The sequence below is a fragment of the uncultured Oceanisphaera sp. genome (assembly GCF_947495715.1).
Taxonomy (GTDB): domain Bacteria; phylum Pseudomonadota; class Gammaproteobacteria; order Enterobacterales; family Aeromonadaceae; genus Oceanimonas; species Oceanimonas sediminis.
In genome coordinates, this window is the sequence record NZ_CANLZU010000012.1 from 1 (window position 1) to 17,307 (window position 17,307).

General features: G+C 59.5%; 14 protein-coding genes. 9 read left to right on the forward strand and 5 right to left on the reverse strand.

The annotated features are described in order from the left end of the window. Positions 1-100 precede the first annotated feature (100 nt). Positions 101-2,977, reverse strand: a complete 2,877-nt coding sequence (gene glnE / locus Q0753_RS08815; RefSeq protein ID WP_298719575.1) for a bifunctional [glutamate--ammonia ligase]-adenylyl-L-tyrosine phosphorylase/[glutamate--ammonia-ligase] adenylyltransferase — start codon at positions 2,975-2,977, stop codon at positions 101-103. Between the two features lie 173 nt (positions 2,978-3,150). On the opposite strand from glnE, the gene Q0753_RS08820 reads away from it, so the two are divergent. From Q0753_RS08820 to Q0753_RS08830, 3 genes are read left to right on the forward strand one after another with little or no spacing between them, the layout of a single operon-like run. Beyond that, positions 3,151-3,564, forward strand: a complete 414-nt coding sequence (locus Q0753_RS08820; protein ID WP_298719577.1) for a DUF2170 family protein — start codon at positions 3,151-3,153, stop codon at positions 3,562-3,564. A gap of 10 nt (positions 3,565-3,574) precedes the next feature. Continuing rightward, on the forward strand, positions 3,575-4,204 hold the full coding sequence (locus Q0753_RS08825) for a hypothetical protein (protein WP_298719578.1): 630 nt from the start codon (positions 3,575-3,577) through the stop codon (positions 4,202-4,204). After that, entirely contained in the window at positions 4,201-4,533 is a 333-nt protein-coding gene (locus Q0753_RS08830; RefSeq protein WP_298719580.1) for a hypothetical protein, read from the forward strand. Before Q0753_RS08825 ends, Q0753_RS08830 begins: the two co-directional genes overlap by 4 nt. Positions 4,534-5,232: 699 nt before the next feature. On the opposite strand, the gene Q0753_RS08835 is transcribed toward Q0753_RS08830, so the two are convergent. After that, positions 5,233-6,744, reverse strand: a complete 1,512-nt coding sequence (locus Q0753_RS08835; RefSeq protein ID WP_298719582.1) for an inorganic triphosphatase — start codon at positions 6,742-6,744, stop codon at positions 5,233-5,235. Positions 6,745-6,912: 168 nt separating this feature from the next. Between Q0753_RS08835 and Q0753_RS08840 the strand changes: the two genes are divergently transcribed. The 3 genes from Q0753_RS08840 to Q0753_RS08850 all read left to right on the forward strand — a co-directional run bounded on the left by Q0753_RS08840 (position 6,913) and on the right by Q0753_RS08850 (position 9,608). Next, on the forward strand, positions 6,913-7,593 hold the full coding sequence (locus tag Q0753_RS08840) for a TIGR00153 family protein (protein WP_298719584.1): 681 nt from the start codon (positions 6,913-6,915) through the stop codon (positions 7,591-7,593). A 21-nt stretch (positions 7,594-7,614) separates the two neighbouring features. Next, a complete protein-coding gene (locus Q0753_RS08845; RefSeq protein WP_298719586.1) occupies positions 7,615-8,880 on the forward strand; it encodes an inorganic phosphate transporter in 1,266 nt (421 codons plus the stop codon). A gap of 110 nt (positions 8,881-8,990) precedes the next feature. Further along, a complete protein-coding gene (locus tag Q0753_RS08850) occupies positions 8,991-9,608 on the forward strand; it encodes a TIGR04211 family SH3 domain-containing protein (protein ID WP_298719588.1) in 618 nt (205 codons plus the stop codon). A gap of 475 nt (positions 9,609-10,083) precedes the next feature. Here the strand turns inward: Q0753_RS08850 and Q0753_RS08855 are convergent, their stop codons facing one another. Further along, complete coding sequence (locus Q0753_RS08855) at positions 10,084-11,049, reverse strand: hypothetical protein (RefSeq protein ID WP_298719590.1); 966 nt, start codon at positions 11,047-11,049, stop codon at positions 10,084-10,086. 24 nt (positions 11,050-11,073) lie between these two features. Between Q0753_RS08855 and Q0753_RS08860 the strand changes: the two genes are divergently transcribed. The 3 genes from Q0753_RS08860 to Q0753_RS08870 all read left to right on the forward strand — a co-directional run bounded on the left by Q0753_RS08860 (position 11,074) and on the right by Q0753_RS08870 (position 15,995). Beyond that, complete coding sequence (locus Q0753_RS08860; RefSeq protein ID WP_298719592.1) at positions 11,074-11,277, forward strand: hypothetical protein; 204 nt, start codon at positions 11,074-11,076, stop codon at positions 11,275-11,277. Positions 11,278-11,489: 212 nt separating this feature from the next. Further along, the gene (gene putA / locus Q0753_RS08865) at positions 11,490-14,657 is read left to right on the forward strand and encodes a bifunctional proline dehydrogenase/L-glutamate gamma-semialdehyde dehydrogenase PutA (protein ID WP_298719594.1); all 3,168 of its coding nucleotides are present in this window, start codon (positions 11,490-11,492) and stop codon (positions 14,655-14,657) included. Between the two features lie 111 nt (positions 14,658-14,768). After that, a complete protein-coding gene (locus Q0753_RS08870; RefSeq protein ID WP_298719596.1) occupies positions 14,769-15,995 on the forward strand; it encodes a multifunctional CCA addition/repair protein in 1,227 nt (408 codons plus the stop codon). On the opposite strand, the gene Q0753_RS08875 is transcribed toward Q0753_RS08870, so the two are convergent. Continuing rightward, on the reverse strand, positions 15,992-16,795 hold the full coding sequence (locus tag Q0753_RS08875; protein WP_298719598.1) for an undecaprenyl-diphosphate phosphatase: 804 nt from the start codon (positions 16,793-16,795) through the stop codon (positions 15,992-15,994). The two genes, Q0753_RS08870 and Q0753_RS08875, sit on opposite strands and share 4 nt — an antisense overlap. Positions 16,796-16,860: 65 nt before the next feature. Next, entirely contained in the window at positions 16,861-17,229 is a 369-nt protein-coding gene (gene folB, locus Q0753_RS08880; RefSeq protein ID WP_298719600.1) for a dihydroneopterin aldolase, read from the reverse strand. Positions 17,230-17,307 lie beyond the last annotated feature (78 nt).

A 17,307-nucleotide genomic window follows, 5' to 3' on the forward strand; every position in this document is an offset into this window, starting at 1 on the left:
TGCTGCTCCCGAGTCCGTTCGTCAGGAGATCGGATCACGGGAGAAGCAGATAGTTCCCTGATTTAGGAAACAACGCCCCTTCAATGTGGCACTACACCGCTTAGGGCGTTCTGCTTCCCTGCAACCACTTGTTCCAGCTGGCGACCACCCACTCCCGCTCTTGAGTGAGCTCGGTGTCCGGTAGCAGACCCGGCTTGTCCGACAGGCTCAGTCGGTGGCCCCGGTCGCGAATGGCGCAGTAGGCGGTTTTCAGCCGCCGGGCTTCGTCTTCTTCCAGCAGTCCTACTTCCACCGCCGACTCCAGAATACGGATATTGTCCGACCAGCGGGTCAGGGCCTGCGGGTGCTCATGGCCATGAGCCAGCACCAGATACTGGGTCAGAAACTCGATATCGACCAGGCCGCCTGCCGACTGCTTGAGATGAAACTCGCCGGGGCCGGCCTTGCTCAGGTGAGTGCGCATCTTCTCGCGCATCTTGATCACCTCTTCGGCCAGGGTGGCGCGATCGCGCGTGGCGCTGAGGGTTTCTCGCCGAATACGCTCGAACTCCCGGTGCAGCGCCGCATCGCCCACTATCAGCCGGCTGCGCACCAGTGCCTGGTGTTCCCAGATCCAGGCCTCGTTCTGCAGGTAATGCTGATAGGCATCGAGCGGACTCACCAACAGACCGGCGTTGCCGCTGGGCCGCAGCCGCATGTCCAGCTCGTAAAGCACGCCGCTGGGAGTACGGGTGCTGAACAGGTGAATGATGCGCTGAGCCAATCGCAGATAGAACTGGCGCACGTCCAGCGGCTTGTTGCCATTGGTCTGACCCTTGAGCCCGGCCTGCTGCACAAATACCAGATCCAGATCCGAACTGTAGGCCAGTTCGATGCCGCCCAGCTTGCCGTAGGCCACCACGCCAAAGCCGCGGCTCGGGCTGTCGGCCAGCACCTCGGGCACCCCATGGCGCTCGCTTATCTGAATCCAGGCCTGGTTGACCACCTCCTCGACTATGGCTTCTGCCAGCCAGGTCAGGTGATCGCTCACCTTCATCAGCGGCAGGGCTCCGGCGATATCGGCGGCGGCGATGCGCAGCAGATGAATCTGCTTGAACTGGCGCAACGCCTCCATCTGCTGCTCCACGTCTTCTTCCGGCACGCGCAACAGAAACTGGCGCAACTCCCCCTTGTAGGCCTCGAGCGGCATCGGGTTGTACAGCAGCTCCGGCACCAACAGCTCGTCCAGCAATATCGGGTAACGGGCCAACTGCTCGGCCACCAGCGAGCTGGCCTCGCACAGGCGGATCAACTGGGTCAGGGCGCCGGCGTTTTCCACCAGCAATTGCAGATAGGCGGTGCGGGTCACGATTTGCAGCAGCAATTTCTGCAGCCGGGCAAACAGGATGCCGGGGGTATCCGACTGGCTGACCTTGTCCAGCAGCACCGGCATCAGTTTTTCCAGCGCCTGTCGCCCCTGCGGCCCCATGGCCCGGCGCGGACATTCTTCCTTGAAGGTATTGAGCGCCCGGGCCAGCCGCATCGCCTTGTCTTGGTCCATGCCCTGCTCTTGCAGCATCGGCAGCAGCTCCGACTCGTCCAGCTCTGTCTGCCACACATCGAACCAGATCTGGTCTACCCCTTCGTCTTCCACCTCGGTGCTGTCACCGATGAGGCCGCCAAACTGCTGGTGCACTCCGTCCATCGCCTGGCGCAGCGCCTGATAAAAGCCGTCCCAGCTGTCATGGCCCATCAGCCAGGCCAATCGGCTGCGGTTGAGCTCATCCTGAGGCAGGGTCTGGGTCTGTTGATCGTCAAATGCCTGCAGGAAGTTCTCGACCCGCCGCAACAGCCGATAGCTCTGGTGCAACTGGTCGGCCTCGACGGCGGTCAGTGCCCCCGACGCCTGAATGGCTGCCAGCGCATCCGGCAGGTGGCGTACCTGCAGCGCCGGCTCTCGTCCGCCGCGGATCAGCTGAAAGACCTGAGCGATAAATTCCACCTCGCGAATGCCACCGGCGCCCAGCTTGATGTTGTCATGCAGACCCTTGCGCCGCACTTCGGCGGCGATCATCGCCTTCATCTGACGCAGGGAGTCGATCACCCCGAAGTCGATATAGCGGCGAAACACGAAGGGTTTGAGCATGGCGCGCAACTCGGCGGTATATTCGCCCTCGTCGTTGAGGATGCGCGCCTTGACCATGGCGTAACGCTCCCAGGTACGGCCATGATGCTGGTAATAGTCTTCCATGGCGGCAAAGCTGACCGCCAACGGCCCCGACTCGCCAAAGGGCCGCAGCCGCATGTCGACCCGGTAGACCTGACCGTCAACCGTGGTCTGGTGCAGGGCGTTGACCAGCTTCTGCCCCAGACGGATGAAGAACTGCTGATTGGCCAGCTCGCGACGCCCGCCTTGAGTGACGCCGTTATGGGGAAAGGTGAAAATCAGGTCGATATCGGACGAAAAATTCAGCTCGCGCCCGCCCAGCTTGCCCATGCCCAGAATCAACATCGGCACCGCCTCGCCGTCGGCGTCGGTGGGGGTACCCAGCTCGGCGCACTGGCGTTGATACCACCAGCGATAGGCGGCCAGGATCAGGGCATCGGCCAGCGCCGAGATATGGGCGAAGCTTTCTTCCACCTCGGCGCCCAGCAGCATCTCGCGCCAGGCAATCAGCAGCAACTCACGGCGGCGAAAGCGGCGCAGGGTGCGCTGCAGGCCGGGCTCGTCATTCACCTCGGCCAGCAACTGCGCCAGCTCCGGTTGATAGCGCCCGGCACGGTCGGCGTTATGCAGATCCCGCTCGTCGTCCAGCTCCAGCGCCAGCTCCGGTTGCCGGCACAGGCTGTCGGCGGCAAAATCGCTGCAGGCAAACAGGGTGCGCAACTGGTCGCGACGTGCGTCACTCAGTTGCGCCACTACGTCGGCGGCGCGCTCTTCGAAACCGGACCAGTGTTTGTCGGCCTGGGCGTGCAGCAGGGTGGGCATCTCAACCATATCGTTATCCTTAATCCTTGGCGGCGGCATCTGAGCCCAGATTATCATTGTTGTGCGCCTTGCACAGCGCGCCGAAGCAGATTGTGGTGCGCCCGGTGCATCGCAGTGCATGCTTGCGCTGAGGGTGACAGCTGATTTAGTCTGTACCGGACTTATTATGTCAGGACTTCTTGATGGATCTTTCAGTTATCGGCCACCACCTCGAACGGCTCGACGAGCAATCGACCACCGGCTTTCGTTTTCAATGCTTTCCCATCTCCGGCGACGTCGAGGTGCTCAAGGTCACGGTCGAAGGCCGGGAAGAGTTACCGCTGTTTATTTCGGTCTCCGACGATCAGATTCTCTGCATCAGCTACCTCTGGGATGAACGCCAGGTTGATCCCGGCCGCCGTCAGGCCATGCTTGAGGCCATGCTCGACATGAATATTCCCATGCCGCTGTCGGCCTTTGCCCGACTCGATGACTGGTATGTGGTGTTCGGTGCCCTTTCACTGACCTCCGCGCTGGTTGATATCGAACACGAGCTGGCGGTGCTGAGCGACAACTGCCTGGAAGTCATCGAAGACATGGCGGAGTTTCTATTATGAGGGCCGTCCGATGAGCACCCTGAGTCAGGTACTGCGCAGCCTGCATAACGCGGACAATGGCGATCTGGAGTCGGACCGGGTCTGTGTGCAACTGCTGCGCGATGGTCGCCATGCCGAACAGCATATGCAGGGGCTGGCACGCCAGTGCCGACAGCTCGACCTCGATATCGAGCAACTGCGCCGACAACTGCCGGTGTTGCAGCAACAGCGGGCAGAGCGGGAACAGGCGGTACTCACCGCATTGGCCGCCGGAGAGCAGGAGCAGGCCCGCCAGCTGGCCATGGCGCTTGCTCGCGAAGAAGACCGGCTCGACGCCGGCCAGCTGGCGCTGACCGGGCTGCTTAAACGACAAAGCTACTATCAGGGCCGCTGGCTGAGTGCCGAGCGCCATTATCACGACTTGTGCCGCCAGCTGGCCATGGCCAAAACCACCGCCTGTGTGCGCAAGACCATGACCGCCATTCGCCGGCACCCGGCGGTAACGCTGATCGATGCCAAGCAGGCACTGGCCGATATACGGGCTCGTGAGCGACAGCAGGCGGCAGACGCCGAGCCCGAGGCCACGCCGGCCACCCTCGAGGAGCGCAGTGCCGATCAGGTACTGGCACGATTGGAGCAACAACTGAGGGGCCGCTCATGAGCCAACGCAAGCTGCCGGATAAATGGCAAAGCTCGGTGCGTGCCGCCAAGGCGGTACAGGTGGCCTTTGATATGGACGAAACCCTGCAGTATCAGATCCGGCGCGAGGCGCTGGATAACGGCCTGAGTCCATCGGATCAGATCCGCCATATTCTGACCCTGCCCACCGCCGACAAACCCAAACGTCCCCGGCTGACGGTGTCGCTCAGCCCGGACGATTATGTTCATCTGGCCGAGCGCTACGGCCTGCAGCCCGAGCAGCAGCTGGAAATAAAACACAAGGTGATGGATGAATTGCTGAGCTATAGCCAGCAGATGCTGAAGTCCTGAGTTGCCAGCCGCGCAGTATCGTTACCCCCGCGAAGGCGGGGGCCCAGTGCCTTTGCAGACCCCCCCCTCAATCTGACCACTCAACGCCATAAGCCCCGGATTCCCGCCTTCGCGGGAATGACAAGAATAATACCAATCCTACTAAACAAATGATCTATTTCATTTTTGTATAAAAGTCGAACAAAGGGCCCGCTCCCCCGACTCGCCGTGAATCCCTCCCTGGAGGCTCAGCCGCGCCATCCGTGGCGCGGCCGGGAAATGCTCCTGCCGTCCAGGCATTCCCGCCGTCCATGGCGGTCAGATGGTCGGCGGAGCAGATCCCTTTGCTCTCCTTGATGCACCGGAGTTGCCTGTTAGCGCCGTCTACAGACAACTCGATGCTCGAGAAGAGGCAACAGAGATCGACTCTCACGACCGTGAAATGCCATGGCCGGAAAATGCTCCTGCCGTTCCGGCATTCCCGCCCTCCCTGGCGGTCAGACGGCATTTCCCGAGCCCTCAGGGGGCGAGCTTGCCTCGCCGTAACGAACGGTTGCAGCCTGACCGAACATCCAGTGGATGTTCGCAGTAGGCTGCAACTGTGAGTGTCATTTGCCAGTGGCGTGTCGTGGGAGGCGACTGTGTTGCCTCTGATCCCGGGGTTAAAATGATCAGATGTTTATTCAAATTGGTATAATTCGGTGTTCAGCAAGAGCCGCCTCAGCGCCAGTAGGGTTGCAGCAGCAAGGCCTGGGCCCGGGACTGCTCCAGCGCTTCCAGCAAAAATCGCTGCTTGCGCGCCAACCATTCGTCCAGCTCGGCGGCGTCCTGCTCGTTCAGCTCATCACGCAGATCCAGCAGCGGCGATAACATATCCAGATCTTCGATGCCGCGCAGAATGTCGAGCCAGGGCATGCGAAACGTCATGCGCTCCGTCTCCGGATACAAGTCGCTGAAGCAGAGTCCAACCATCAGGTTGCGTCTGAGCTTGCCCTTTTGCTGTATGTATTGCGCGCCATTCAGTTCCGGCTTGCCCAGCGCGCTGTGACGCAGGGTATGCCAACTGTCATCCAGTCGTTGTCGGGCCAGCTCGGCCACCGGAGCGGCCAACTGGGCCGTCTGCGCCGGAGCCAGTCCGGCTCGCCAGTCCTGGCGGTACAGCCAGTGGGTCAGTCCCAGCATCAATCGTGCATAACGGGGGCTGTAGAACAGAGTGCGCAGCTGGGTCGCGTCGGGCAACTGCGCCTGCTGAGCCAACAATTGACTGACCAGGGTTTTCCGGCAGTCCAGTCGACGCAGGTAGTGACCCTTGTCGGCGGTCAGGTGAACCAGCATCTGGGCCCGATCCAGCCATGACAGCTGCTGCTGTAACCACAGTAAATCATCTATCCAGCCGCTGTTGATCCGGTGCGAAACCAGTTCGCCAAACAACAGCAGGGTCTGATGCACCAGAGAGACTCCCTCTCTCAGCTGTACCAGCCATTCGAGACTCGCGTTGGCCAGCCAGCCCTCTTCATGATGTTGCCAGTGACGCAGCCCCTTGTGCAGCAAGGCCACCATGGTCTGCTCACACACATCCTGCGGTTGCAGCGCCAGCGGTTCCAGCATGCACAGCCGGGGGCTGGAGCTGAGCCCCGCCAGTTGATAGCCGCGCCTGGCCTTGGAAACGGCCCCCAGTCGCAAGCCGCCCGCTTTCACCAGTTCCTCGGCCAGCTCGAACAACTGAGAGACATCGCCTTTTACCAACTCCAGCTCCAGCTCGTGAATGGGCTCTCGCCGTTCTCCCGCCTGTACTTCCCCTTCATCCAGTGCCAGCTCTATTTCGGTGCCGTCGATCGCCAGCAACCAGCGCCGACGCAGAAAATCGGTGCTGAACAACGGCTGCAATGACGCCTGTATCTGCGCCACATCCAGCCCTTCGGGCCAGATCCGGGCCGGAAACAGCGACAGATCAGGGGAGTGTACCGTCAGGGGAACATTATACTCCGGCCGTTGATGCAGCCCCCCCACCTGATTGCCCGCCAGCTTGATGGTTTGCTCCATCTCCCCGTTCTGACTGCGGATACGCAAACCGGCATCCATTTTGCGCAACGCCAGATCGGCGGTATCGAAATAGGTGTTGGCCAGATGTTGCTGGTCCTGCTGGAGGATTTGGTAAGATTGCAACTGTGTGGACAGCTGAGCGCCCACCTCGGGTGAGACAAGAAACTTGAGTTCGATTTCTGTATCCATAAGGGTGTCCGGGAGTTCCAACCTTTTGATTTAAAAGTACAATAATAAAATACCGATGAGCCGAGACCCCGGCATCATGAAAAATGCTGTTTTCTTGCCTTTATAGTTAAGTTACCATTCGCGCCACTTTAATGTATCGAGTGTTTTTTCACCGACACAGGGTTGGCCATGCCAGTAAATACTATTTTAGGACTCTTTGCCAAGTCCCCAATCAAGCCCCTGCAGAAGCATGTGATTAAAGTCCATGAAGCTGCACAGCAATTGGTTCCCTTCTTCGACGCCATGTGGGAGCAGGACTGGGAGCAAGCCGAGATCATTCAACGCCGCATTTCCCAGCTGGAACGGGAAGCCGACACGCTGAAACGGGAAATTCGTCTCAAACTCCCTCGCGGCCTGTTTATGCCGGTTGAGCGTACCGATATGCTGGAACTGCTCACTCAGCAAGACAAGATCGCCAACAAGGCGAAAGACATCTCCGGCCGTATTATAGGTCGTCAGATGGGTATTCCGCCGCAGCTCAAACCCGCCTTCATGGATTATCTCAGCCGGTGTATCGATGCTACCGCTCAGGCCGCCAAAGCCATTGACGAGCTCGATGAACTGCTGGAAACCGGCTTCAAGGGCCGGGAAATGGATTTGGTGTCCGAAATGATCCACCAGCTCGACCTGATCGAAGATGATACCGATGTGATGCAAGCCAAACTGCGCAAGCAATTGCAGGCCATCGAAGACGGCTATAACCCTATCGATATCATGTTTCTGTACAAGATCCTCGAGTGGGTCGGTGACCTGGCAGATCAGGCCGAACGGGTAGGTGCCCGTTTAGAGCTGATGCTGTCCCGTTCCTGAGCGAAATAACAAGGTATTACAATGGATATCATTGCTAACTACGGCACCACGCTGATTCTGGTGGCGGCGCTCTTCGGCTTTTTCATGGCCTGGGGTATCGGTGCCAATGATGTGGCCAACGCCATGGGCACCTCGGTGGGCACCCGCTCACTGACCATCAAGCAGGCGATCCTCATCGCCATGGTCTTCGAATTTGCCGGCGCCTATCTGGCAGGGGGTGAGGTCACCTCAACCATAAAAAACGGTATTATCGACTCCAACGCCTTTGCCGGGCATCCCGATTTGTTGGTGTTTGGCATGATTGCCTCATTGCTGGCCGCCGGTACCTGGCTGCTGCTGGCATCCTACTTCGGCTGGCCGGTGTCCACCACTCACTCCATTATCGGCGCCATCATCGGCTTCGCCCTGGTATCACTGGGCTCGGAGGCGGTGCACTGGAACAAGGTGGCCGGCGTGGTCGGCTCCTGGATTATCACCCCGGCGCTGTCTGGTGTGCTCGCCTACTTCACCTTCATCAGCGTACAGCGGTTGATTTTCAACACCGACAATCCGCTGGCGGCCGCCAAGAAGTACGTGCCGGTTTACATCTTCATGACGGTGATGGTGATCTGTCTGGTGACCCTGAAGAAGGGTCTCAAGCATGTCGGTCTGGACATGAGCGATGCCCAGAGCTGGGGGCTGTCGATTCTGGTTTCCCTGATCAGCGCCGTGCTCTGCAGTCTTTATATCAAGCGCCAGCAGTACAACCCGAACGATGACAAGGACATGCACTACTCCAACGTGGAGAAGGTGTTCGGCATCCTGATGGTGGTCACCGCCTGCGCCATGGCTTTTGCCCACGGCTCCAACGATGTGGCCAATGCCATAGGGCCGCTGTCTGCCGTGGTCAGCATAGTGCAAAGCTCCGGCGAAATTGCGGCCAAGTCCAGCATCGCCTGGTGGATACTGCCGTTGGGCGGCATCGGCATCGTCATCGGCCTGGCCTCACTCGGTCACAAGGTAATGGCCACCGTAGGTACCGGTATTACCCACCTGACCCCCAGCCGAGGCTTTGCCGCCCAGCTGGCCACCGCTGCGACAGTGGTGATCGCATCCGGCACCGGCCTGCCCATTTCCACCACCCAGACCCTGGTCGGTGCCGTGATGGGCGTCGGTCTGGCGCGCGGTATTGCGGCGCTCAATCTTAACGTATTGCGCAATATAGTGGTTTCCTGGATAGTCACGCTGCCTGCCGGCGCTATTCTGGCCATCATCTTCTTCTATATCATTCAGTGGTGCTTCAGCTAAGCACCGACTTCAAGGGGGCAAAACGCCCCCTTGTTCTTGTTCTCCCCCCTTGCACCCATTACCATGTTCCCACTGTTGACAATGAATTATCGAGAACGAAGGAACCCCAGGTGAAATCGAGACTTCTTGTGGTACTGCTGTGCTATCTGCCGTGGCTCGGCGCGGCCGAAGCCGCCAATCGTTACATTTCAGATAACGTATATACCTATCTGCACTCCGGTCCCAGCAACCAGTTCCGTATCATCGGCACCGTCAATGCCGGCGAGCCGGTCGAGCAACTGGATCATGATGCCAAGACCGAGTACGTACAAATTCGTGACGCCGAGGGTCGTACCGGCTGGGTAAATGGCGACTTTATGCAGACGGAAGAAAGCTTTCGCTCACGGCTGCCGTTGCTGGAAGAGGAACTGACCAACACCAAGCAGATGCTCGCCTCGGTAGATGAACGTCATGAGCTGGATATGCAGGACAAAACTACCCGGCTATTGCAACAGGAGCAGGAATTGAACCTGATGCACGATCAATTCAACGAGCTGCGTCAGCAACACGCCAAGCTGGAAAGTGAAAACCAGCGTCTGAGCAGCCTGATGGATGATAAGGAACACAAAATGCGTCTGGACTGGCTGCTGAACGGCGGCATGGTAGCCGGCGCCGGTATTCTGTTCGGGATACTACTGCCGATGATTCCGTTGCGCCGCAAGCGCAATCAGAGCCGCTGGATGAACTAATACCAATCCCAGTAATAATATGGTCATATTAGGCCTCAGATCAGAGGCAACACAGCCGCCTTCCTCGACACGCTACGAGTACATCCATGTAAGCTCGGACATGCCTTCCCTGGCATGTCACGGTCGTGGAAGTCGTTCTCTGTTGCCTCTTCTGGAACACCGAGTTGTCCGCAGGCTGTGCTAACAGGCGACGCCGGAGCATCAAGGAGGGCAAAGGGATCTGCTCCACCGACCATCACATGACAGGGCCAACAAAAGCTCCTGCAATGCTGGCACTCCCGCCGTCCATGGCGGTCGGACGTCATGTGCTGAGCGTCACAAGGAGGTGCTTGAGCGAGTCGGTGGATCGAGCCCTTTGTCCGGGGTTGGTATGACAGTCAAAAAGATCGAGTGTTTAATGTAATTGCTATAAGACCCAGTTACGACAAAGGCGCCCTGGGGCGCCTTTGTCGTAACTCGAGATATGAGCGGTTCGTTAGCTTTGGTCTTGCTGGTTCAGGGCGAAATGCCGGTTGGGCTTGCGATAGACGATGCCGTCCTGCAGCAACCAGTGAAAGATATCTTCCACCTCTTCCAGCGGCTTCTCCAGCATGCGCGACACGGCTCCCTTGGCACAGCGCAGCTCACCCGCCTGCAACCGGGCCACCAGCTCATGATAATAATCCGGACGGGCCGGCATGGCAGGCTCCGCCGGTACTTCTGGTGCCACTGCTACCTGCTGCTGCTCCTTCTTCCTTCGACTACGCCGGAAACGGGTTTCTTCCCCCAGCAGCGAAATAAAGAAGGCCGCAAAGAAATCCAGCAGCACAGACAGGGCGGCAACAACACCAAACTGCACTCGCTCCAGCGGCCAGCCCAGGCCATCGGCCAGGCTGGACATCAGGCCCATCAGCGAACTCTGGCTGGTAATGGCCACCTTATCCCGCTGGCGCCGTAACTCATCCTGTCGGGCCCGTAACTCCTGATTGCGCGCCAGCATCTTGGTCATGCCGTTGGCAATGCGTTTCATGTCGATATAAGCCTGGGCCGCCTGCTCGTTGATCTCGATTTCCCGATCCAGAGACACTATCTTGTCGTTATAGCTCTGCACCTCGGCCGCCTTGGCTTCATCCCCCTGCATCAGGGTGTTGGTGGCGGCGTTAATGCCGCCGACACTGCCGGCGATGGAAAGCCCCGCCAATACCCCATAGAAACAGAGCGCCTTCAGCGACCCCATCGCATCACCACGGTTGGTGCGTTCGCCCATTTCATACCAGATATAAAACTTGCCGACCTCGAACACCAACGCCAGGCCACCAAACATCAGCTTCATCAGCAGGCCCTGCTCCAGCGACAGGAACAACAACAGAGAAAACACCATGGAAGCGGCAATGGAGGCGCCGGTGATCAGATAAACCACAGACAGGGCGAAAGGCCCCTTGGGAAGACGTTGATAGTGCACTTGGCTTGCTTACCACAGACAAAAATGAGCGCGCATTATAGGGCCAGAGCCACCGACAAGACAATGGCACCGGTCGGTCGAGTATTAACGCCGGACTCCCTGTTGTCGCCAACCTCCATTCGGTGCGCCCCCACTATCGCACACCGGCACATCATCCATATCGCCCCCACCGCCAAGGCACGCACCATCACCATCGACAACTGCCGGCGACGGCTTCAGCTATATTGATAAAACCTGACAGATAAAGCATGGCGCCCCCGACTTCGTATACAGAAACAGACGTTAAATCAGATATAAACCGATTGAAATGCCATAAAAATCTCACTTTAGCGTTCAGGTCGATGTGCAAACTTTTGATTACCCATTAATCGTATACATCAATATCCCTAACAGCCGCCTCGCTCGGGCAGCCGTTACCTCGCGACATCAGGAGTGCCGTTATGTTTACTGCCGCCACCGTCTTTGCCCCCGACTATGCCCCCAGAGATCTGCCGTCTCTGCGCCAGGACATCACCCAAAACTACATCGTCGACGAGAACACCTATCTGGCTGCCTTGCTGGAGCAGGTGCCCGCCAGTGGTCAGACTCTGACGCAGATAAATGAACAGGCCCACCAACTGGTCACCCGGGTACGAGAAGAAAGCGACGGCGGTGACGGCATCGACGCCTTTTTGCAGCAATACAGCCTGGATACCCAGGAAGGCATTATCCTGATGTGTCTGGCCGAAGCCCTGTTGCGCATTCCCGACAGCCACACCGCCGACGAGTTGATAAAAGACAAACTGTCCGGCGCCGACTGGGCCAGTCATTTCCGCCAGAGCGACTCCACCCTGGTCAATGCCTCTACCTGGGGGCTGATGCTGACCGGCAAGATAGTGCGCATGGACAAGAAGCTCGATGGCAATCCGGCCAATGTGCTCAATCGCATGATCAACCGCATGGGCGAGCCCATGGTGCGCTCGGCCATGTATGCGGCCATGAAGATCATGGGCAAGCAGTTCGTGCTGGGCCGTGACATCAAGGAGGCGCTCAAGGCCAGCCGCAAGTCTCGCGAGCTCGGCTATACCCACTCCTACGACATGCTGGGCGAAGCGGCCATGACCGCCAGTGATGCCGAGAAATACCGCGCCGACTACGCCAATGCCATCGCTACCGTCGGGGCCGAGAAACTCAACAACCCCAAGGTGCCGCGCCCCTCCATTTCCATCAAATTGTCGGCCCTGCATCCCCGCTACGAAGAAGCGAATCGGGAACGGGTACTGACCGAGCTGTACGCCACCGTGCTCGGGCTGCTGGAGCTGGCCCGCAAGCTGGATGTATTTATCACCATAGACGCGGAAGAAATGGACCGGCTGGAGCTGTCGCTCGACTTGTTCGAGGCGCTGTATCGTTCGGACATCAACCAGGGCTGGGGCGGCCTGGGGCTGGTGATTCAGGCCTATTCCAAGCGCGCCCTGCCGGTATTGTGCTGGCTGACCGCCCTGGCGCGCGAACAGGGCGATGAAATTCCGGTACGTCTGGTCAAAGGCGCCTACTGGGACAGTGAAATCAAACTCTGCCAGCAGAGCGGCATCGACGGCTATCCGGTCTATACCCGCAAGGCCGGCACCGATGTGTCTTACCTGGCCTGTGCCCGCTACCTGCTGAGCGAAGCCTGTAATGGCGCCATTTATCCCCAGTTTGCCACCCACAACGCCCATACGGTGGTGTCGGTGATGGCCATGGCCGGTGAGCGAAACTTCGAATTTCAGCGCCTGCACGGCATGGGCGAAGAACTGTACAACGCCGTGCTGGCTGAAAACCCGGGACTGAATTGCCGCATCTATGCGCCGGTTGGCGCGCACAAGGATCTGCTGCCCTACCTGGTGCGTCGCCTGCTGGAAAACGGCGCCAATACCTCCTTCGTACACAAGCTGGTGGATCCCAAGACGCCCATCGACACCCTGATCACCCATCCGCTGACCAGCCTGGCGGAATACGATACTCTCGCCAACGACAAGATACCGCTGCCGCTGGCCATCTTCCCCGACCGGACCAATTCCCGGGGCCTGAACATGAATATCGAGGGCATTCGCGTCCCCTTCTTCAAGGCGCTGGATAAACTGGCCGGCAAGAGCTGGCAGGGCGGCCCCATCGTCGGCGGCAAAACCCTGACCACGGGCACCGCCAACGCAGTACTGAGCCCCCAGAATAACGGCCATCAGGTCGGCCGGGTTCACTTCGCCGATAAAGCCACCGTCGAGCTGGCCGTCGGCAAGGCGCAGGCCGCCTTCGGGGGCTGGCGCAACACACCGGTGGACGTCCGCGCCCAGGCACTGGAAAAGCTGGCGGATCTGCTGGAAGAACACCAGGACGAGTTTATTTCCCTCTGTACCCGGGAAGCGGGCAAGCTGCTGCAGGACGGCATCGACGAGGTGCGTGAGGCGGTGGACTTCTGCCGCTACTATGCCAATGAAGCCCGCGTGCTGATGGAGCCGAAGACGCTGCCCGGATACACCGGCGAGCTGAACCTGCTGTTCGCCCAGGGCCGTGGTCCCTTCGTCTGCATCAGCCCCTGGAACTTCCCGCTGGCGATTTTCCTCGGTCAAATTTCCGCCGCCCTGGCCACCGGCAATACCGTGCTGGCCAAGCCCGCCGAGCAGACCAGCCTGATCGCCCATCTGGCGGTTACCCTGGCTCACAAGGCCGGTATTCCTGCCGATGTGCTGCAGCTACTGCCCGGCGACGGTGCCACCGTTGGCGCGACGCTGACCGCGGATCCGCGCATTGCCGGCGTCTGTTTCACCGGCTCTACCGACACCGCCATGCTGATCAACCAGACCCTGGCCAAGCGTAAAGGCGCCATCATACCGCTGATTGCCGAAACCGGCGGCCAGAACGCCATGATCGTCGACTCCACCGCCCTGCCCGAGCAGGTGGTACGGGACGTGGTGCGCGCCGCCTTCCAGAGCGCCGGCCAGCGTTGTTCCGCCCTGCGGGTGCTCTATCTGCAGGACGACATCGCCGAACGGGTACTGGGCATACTGAAAGGTGCCATGAACGAGCTGAGCGTGGCCGATCCGGCGCTGTGGTCGACAGACGTAGGCCCGGTGATCGACCAGGACGCCCAGTCCGGCCTCGAAGCCCACCTGAGCAGGATGCAGGCCGAAGGCAAGAATATCATCGCCCAGACGTCGCTCGGCAAAGGCTGCGATCAGGGCTTCTATATTCAACCCACGGCGCTGGAGATCGGCGCCATCGGTGAACTGGAGAAAGAACAGTTCGGCCCCATACTGCACGTGGTGCGCTTCAAGGCCAAAGACATCGACCGGGTGATCAAGGATATCAATAATACCGGTTACGGCCTGACCCTGGGCATTCACAGCCGTAACGAGTCCTTTGCCGAATATGTGGCCCAAAGTATCGACGCGGGCAACGCCTACATCAACCGGGATCAGATCGGCGCCATGGTGGGCGTACAACCCTTCGGTGGCCAGGGCCTGTCCGGCACCGGCCCCAAGGCCGGTGGCCCCCACTACCTGACTCGCTTCATCACCGAGAAGACCATCACCAACAACACCACGGCCATCGGCGGCAATGCCACCCTGCTGTCACTGGGCGAAGGCTAAACGGAAGCGGCAAGCCGAAAACTTTAGGTTGTAATAAGAAAAGACGCTGCGGCGTCTTTTTTCATATTCAGCCGTTATAATGACCTTTTTAGAGAAAGAGGGCCTGAATTCGTGGAAGTCTATCTGGTGGGGGGCGCGGTACGGGATGAGCTGCTGGGTCTGAAGGTCAGGGAGCGCGACTACATGGTGGTGGGGGCGACTCCCGAGCAATTGCTCAAGCTTGGCTACAACCAGGTCGGCAAGGACTTTCCGGTGTTTCTGCACCCGACAAGCCGCGAGGAATACGCCCTGGCCCGTACCGAGCGCAAGTCGGGCAAGGGCTACACCGGTTTTATCTGCGAATTCGGCCCCGACGTCACATTGGAACAAGACCTGCTGCGTCGGGATCTGACCATCAATGCCATCGCCCGGGACAAGCAAGGCACACTGCATGATCCCTACGGTGGCCAGGCCGACATAGAGGCGCGGGTGCTGCGCCATGTGTCCGACGCCTTCGGAGAAGATCCGCTGCGGGTCTTGCGGGTGGCGCGCTTCGCCGCCCGCTTTCACGCCCAGGGTTTTACCGTGGCCGATGAAACCCAGACTCTGATGCAACAGATGGCTGCCGGCGGTGAGCTTGGCGCCCTGACGCCGGAACGAGTGTGGAAAGAAACGGAAAAGGCCCTGGCCAGCGACAACCCCCAGGTGTTTTTCGAGGTATTGCGCCGGTGCGGTGCACTCAAGGTGCTGTTTCCACAAGTGGATGCCCTGTTCGGCGTGCCCGGACCGAAAGAATGGCACCCGGAAATCGACACCGGTCTGCACACCATGATGGTACTCAAACGCGCCGCCGAGCTGGGCGCCGGCATCCCCTGTCGCTTTGCCGCCCTCTGCCATGACTTCGGCAAGGCGCTGACCCCATCGGATAAATGGCCCAGCCACCACGATCACGGCGAATTGGGAATAGAGCCGATAGCGACGCTGTGCGCCCGCTTCAGGGTGCCTACCGAACACAAGGAACTGGCCCTGCTGATGAGCCGCTGGCATATTTGCCTTCATCGGCTGGTCAAGCCGGCGCCGGAGCAGGCCGAGGCGGTACTGGCACTGTTTCAGCATACCGATGCCTGGCGCAAGCCCGAGCGCTTCGCCCAGTTACTCTTGTGTGCCCAAGCCGATCTGCAGGGCAGAACCGGCTTCGAACAGCGTCCTTACCCGCAGCGGGAGCGACTATGGCAGTGGTTGTGCGAACTGAGAGCCATTACCGCCGCCCCCTTTGTGGCTCAAGGTCTCAGGGGCTCGGCCATCGGCGAGGCCATTGCTGCCGCCCGCCTGCAGCAGTTGAAACGCTGGCTGGCTTAAAGCTGGCCGGCCATTACCCAGAACAACACGGCGCCCAGCCCTAATCGATACAAGACGAAAGGCATGACACCGATACGGTTGAGCAGCGCCAGAAAAAGATGAATGCAGGTCAAGGCGCTGGCAAAAGACACCACCACGCCCAGGCCGATGGCCGACCAGGGCATGGTCAGGCCGGAGCCGATTAAACCGCTCGCCTGATGGCTGCCGGCCAGAAAGATGATGGGGATGGACATCAGAAACGAAAAGCGAGCGGCGGCAGCCCGGGTCATGCCCAGCATCAGGCCGGCGGTCAGGGTGATGCCGCTGCGTGAAGTACCCGGGATCAGGGCCAGCGCCTGAGCGCATCCCAACAGCAAGGCACCCCGCCAGCCGGTCTGATATTCGTCTTTGTACAGCTGCGCCATCTTGTCCGCGAACCACAGCAACAAACCAAACACCACGGTGGCCGCCGCAATGACCCAGCCGGAGCGCAGGTAGTCGGCAATGATACCGCCAAACAGCGCCCCAATCACACAGGCCGGCACCGTTGCCAGCACTATGCTCCAGGCCAGCCGCGACTCGGCATTATGTCCTTTTCCGCGCACCGAGCGAGACCAGGCCCGGGTCAGGGTAACGACTTCCTTGCGGAAGTAATACAGCACCGCCAGCAGGCTGCCCAGATGTACCGCCACGTCGAAGGCCATACCCTGATCGCGCCAGCCCAGCAACACCGAAGGCAGAATCAGGTGCGCCGAGCTGGAAATGGGGAGGAATTCGGTAAACCCCTGAATGAGCGCCAGCAGTATGACGTGCACTTCCATCTTGTTATTCCTTTGAGTGATTACATTCGCAAGCTAGCAGTATTCAGTGACGCGGTAATGACACCTCAGCTCAATCCGTGAGCGTGGGCAAAGCGCTCTATTTCTACGCCCACGCCGGCGGCATTGGCCACCGCGCCCGGCTTGGTCAGCCGAACTTTTACCGACTGAACCGGAAACTCCGCCAGGATCAACTGGGCTATCTGTTCGGCCATGGTTTCGACCAGCTCTACATGATTTTGTTCGGCGTGCTGCGTCACTTTCTGTGACAGGGCGGCATAATCGAGCGCCTTGGTCAGATCGTCGCCCAACGCCGCCGGCCGATTGTCATGCATCATCTCCAGATCGAAGCGGATCTTTTGTTTTATGCTCTTTTCCCACTCATAAGCGCCAATGGTAGTGAGCACTTCCAGGGCTTGTACAAACACTTTATCCATCGTTTATATCTTCTGTTAAGCTGTGGTTATTTTCGGCGATCGGGCCTTGCTGGCTCAGCCAGCAGCTCGGTTTTTAAG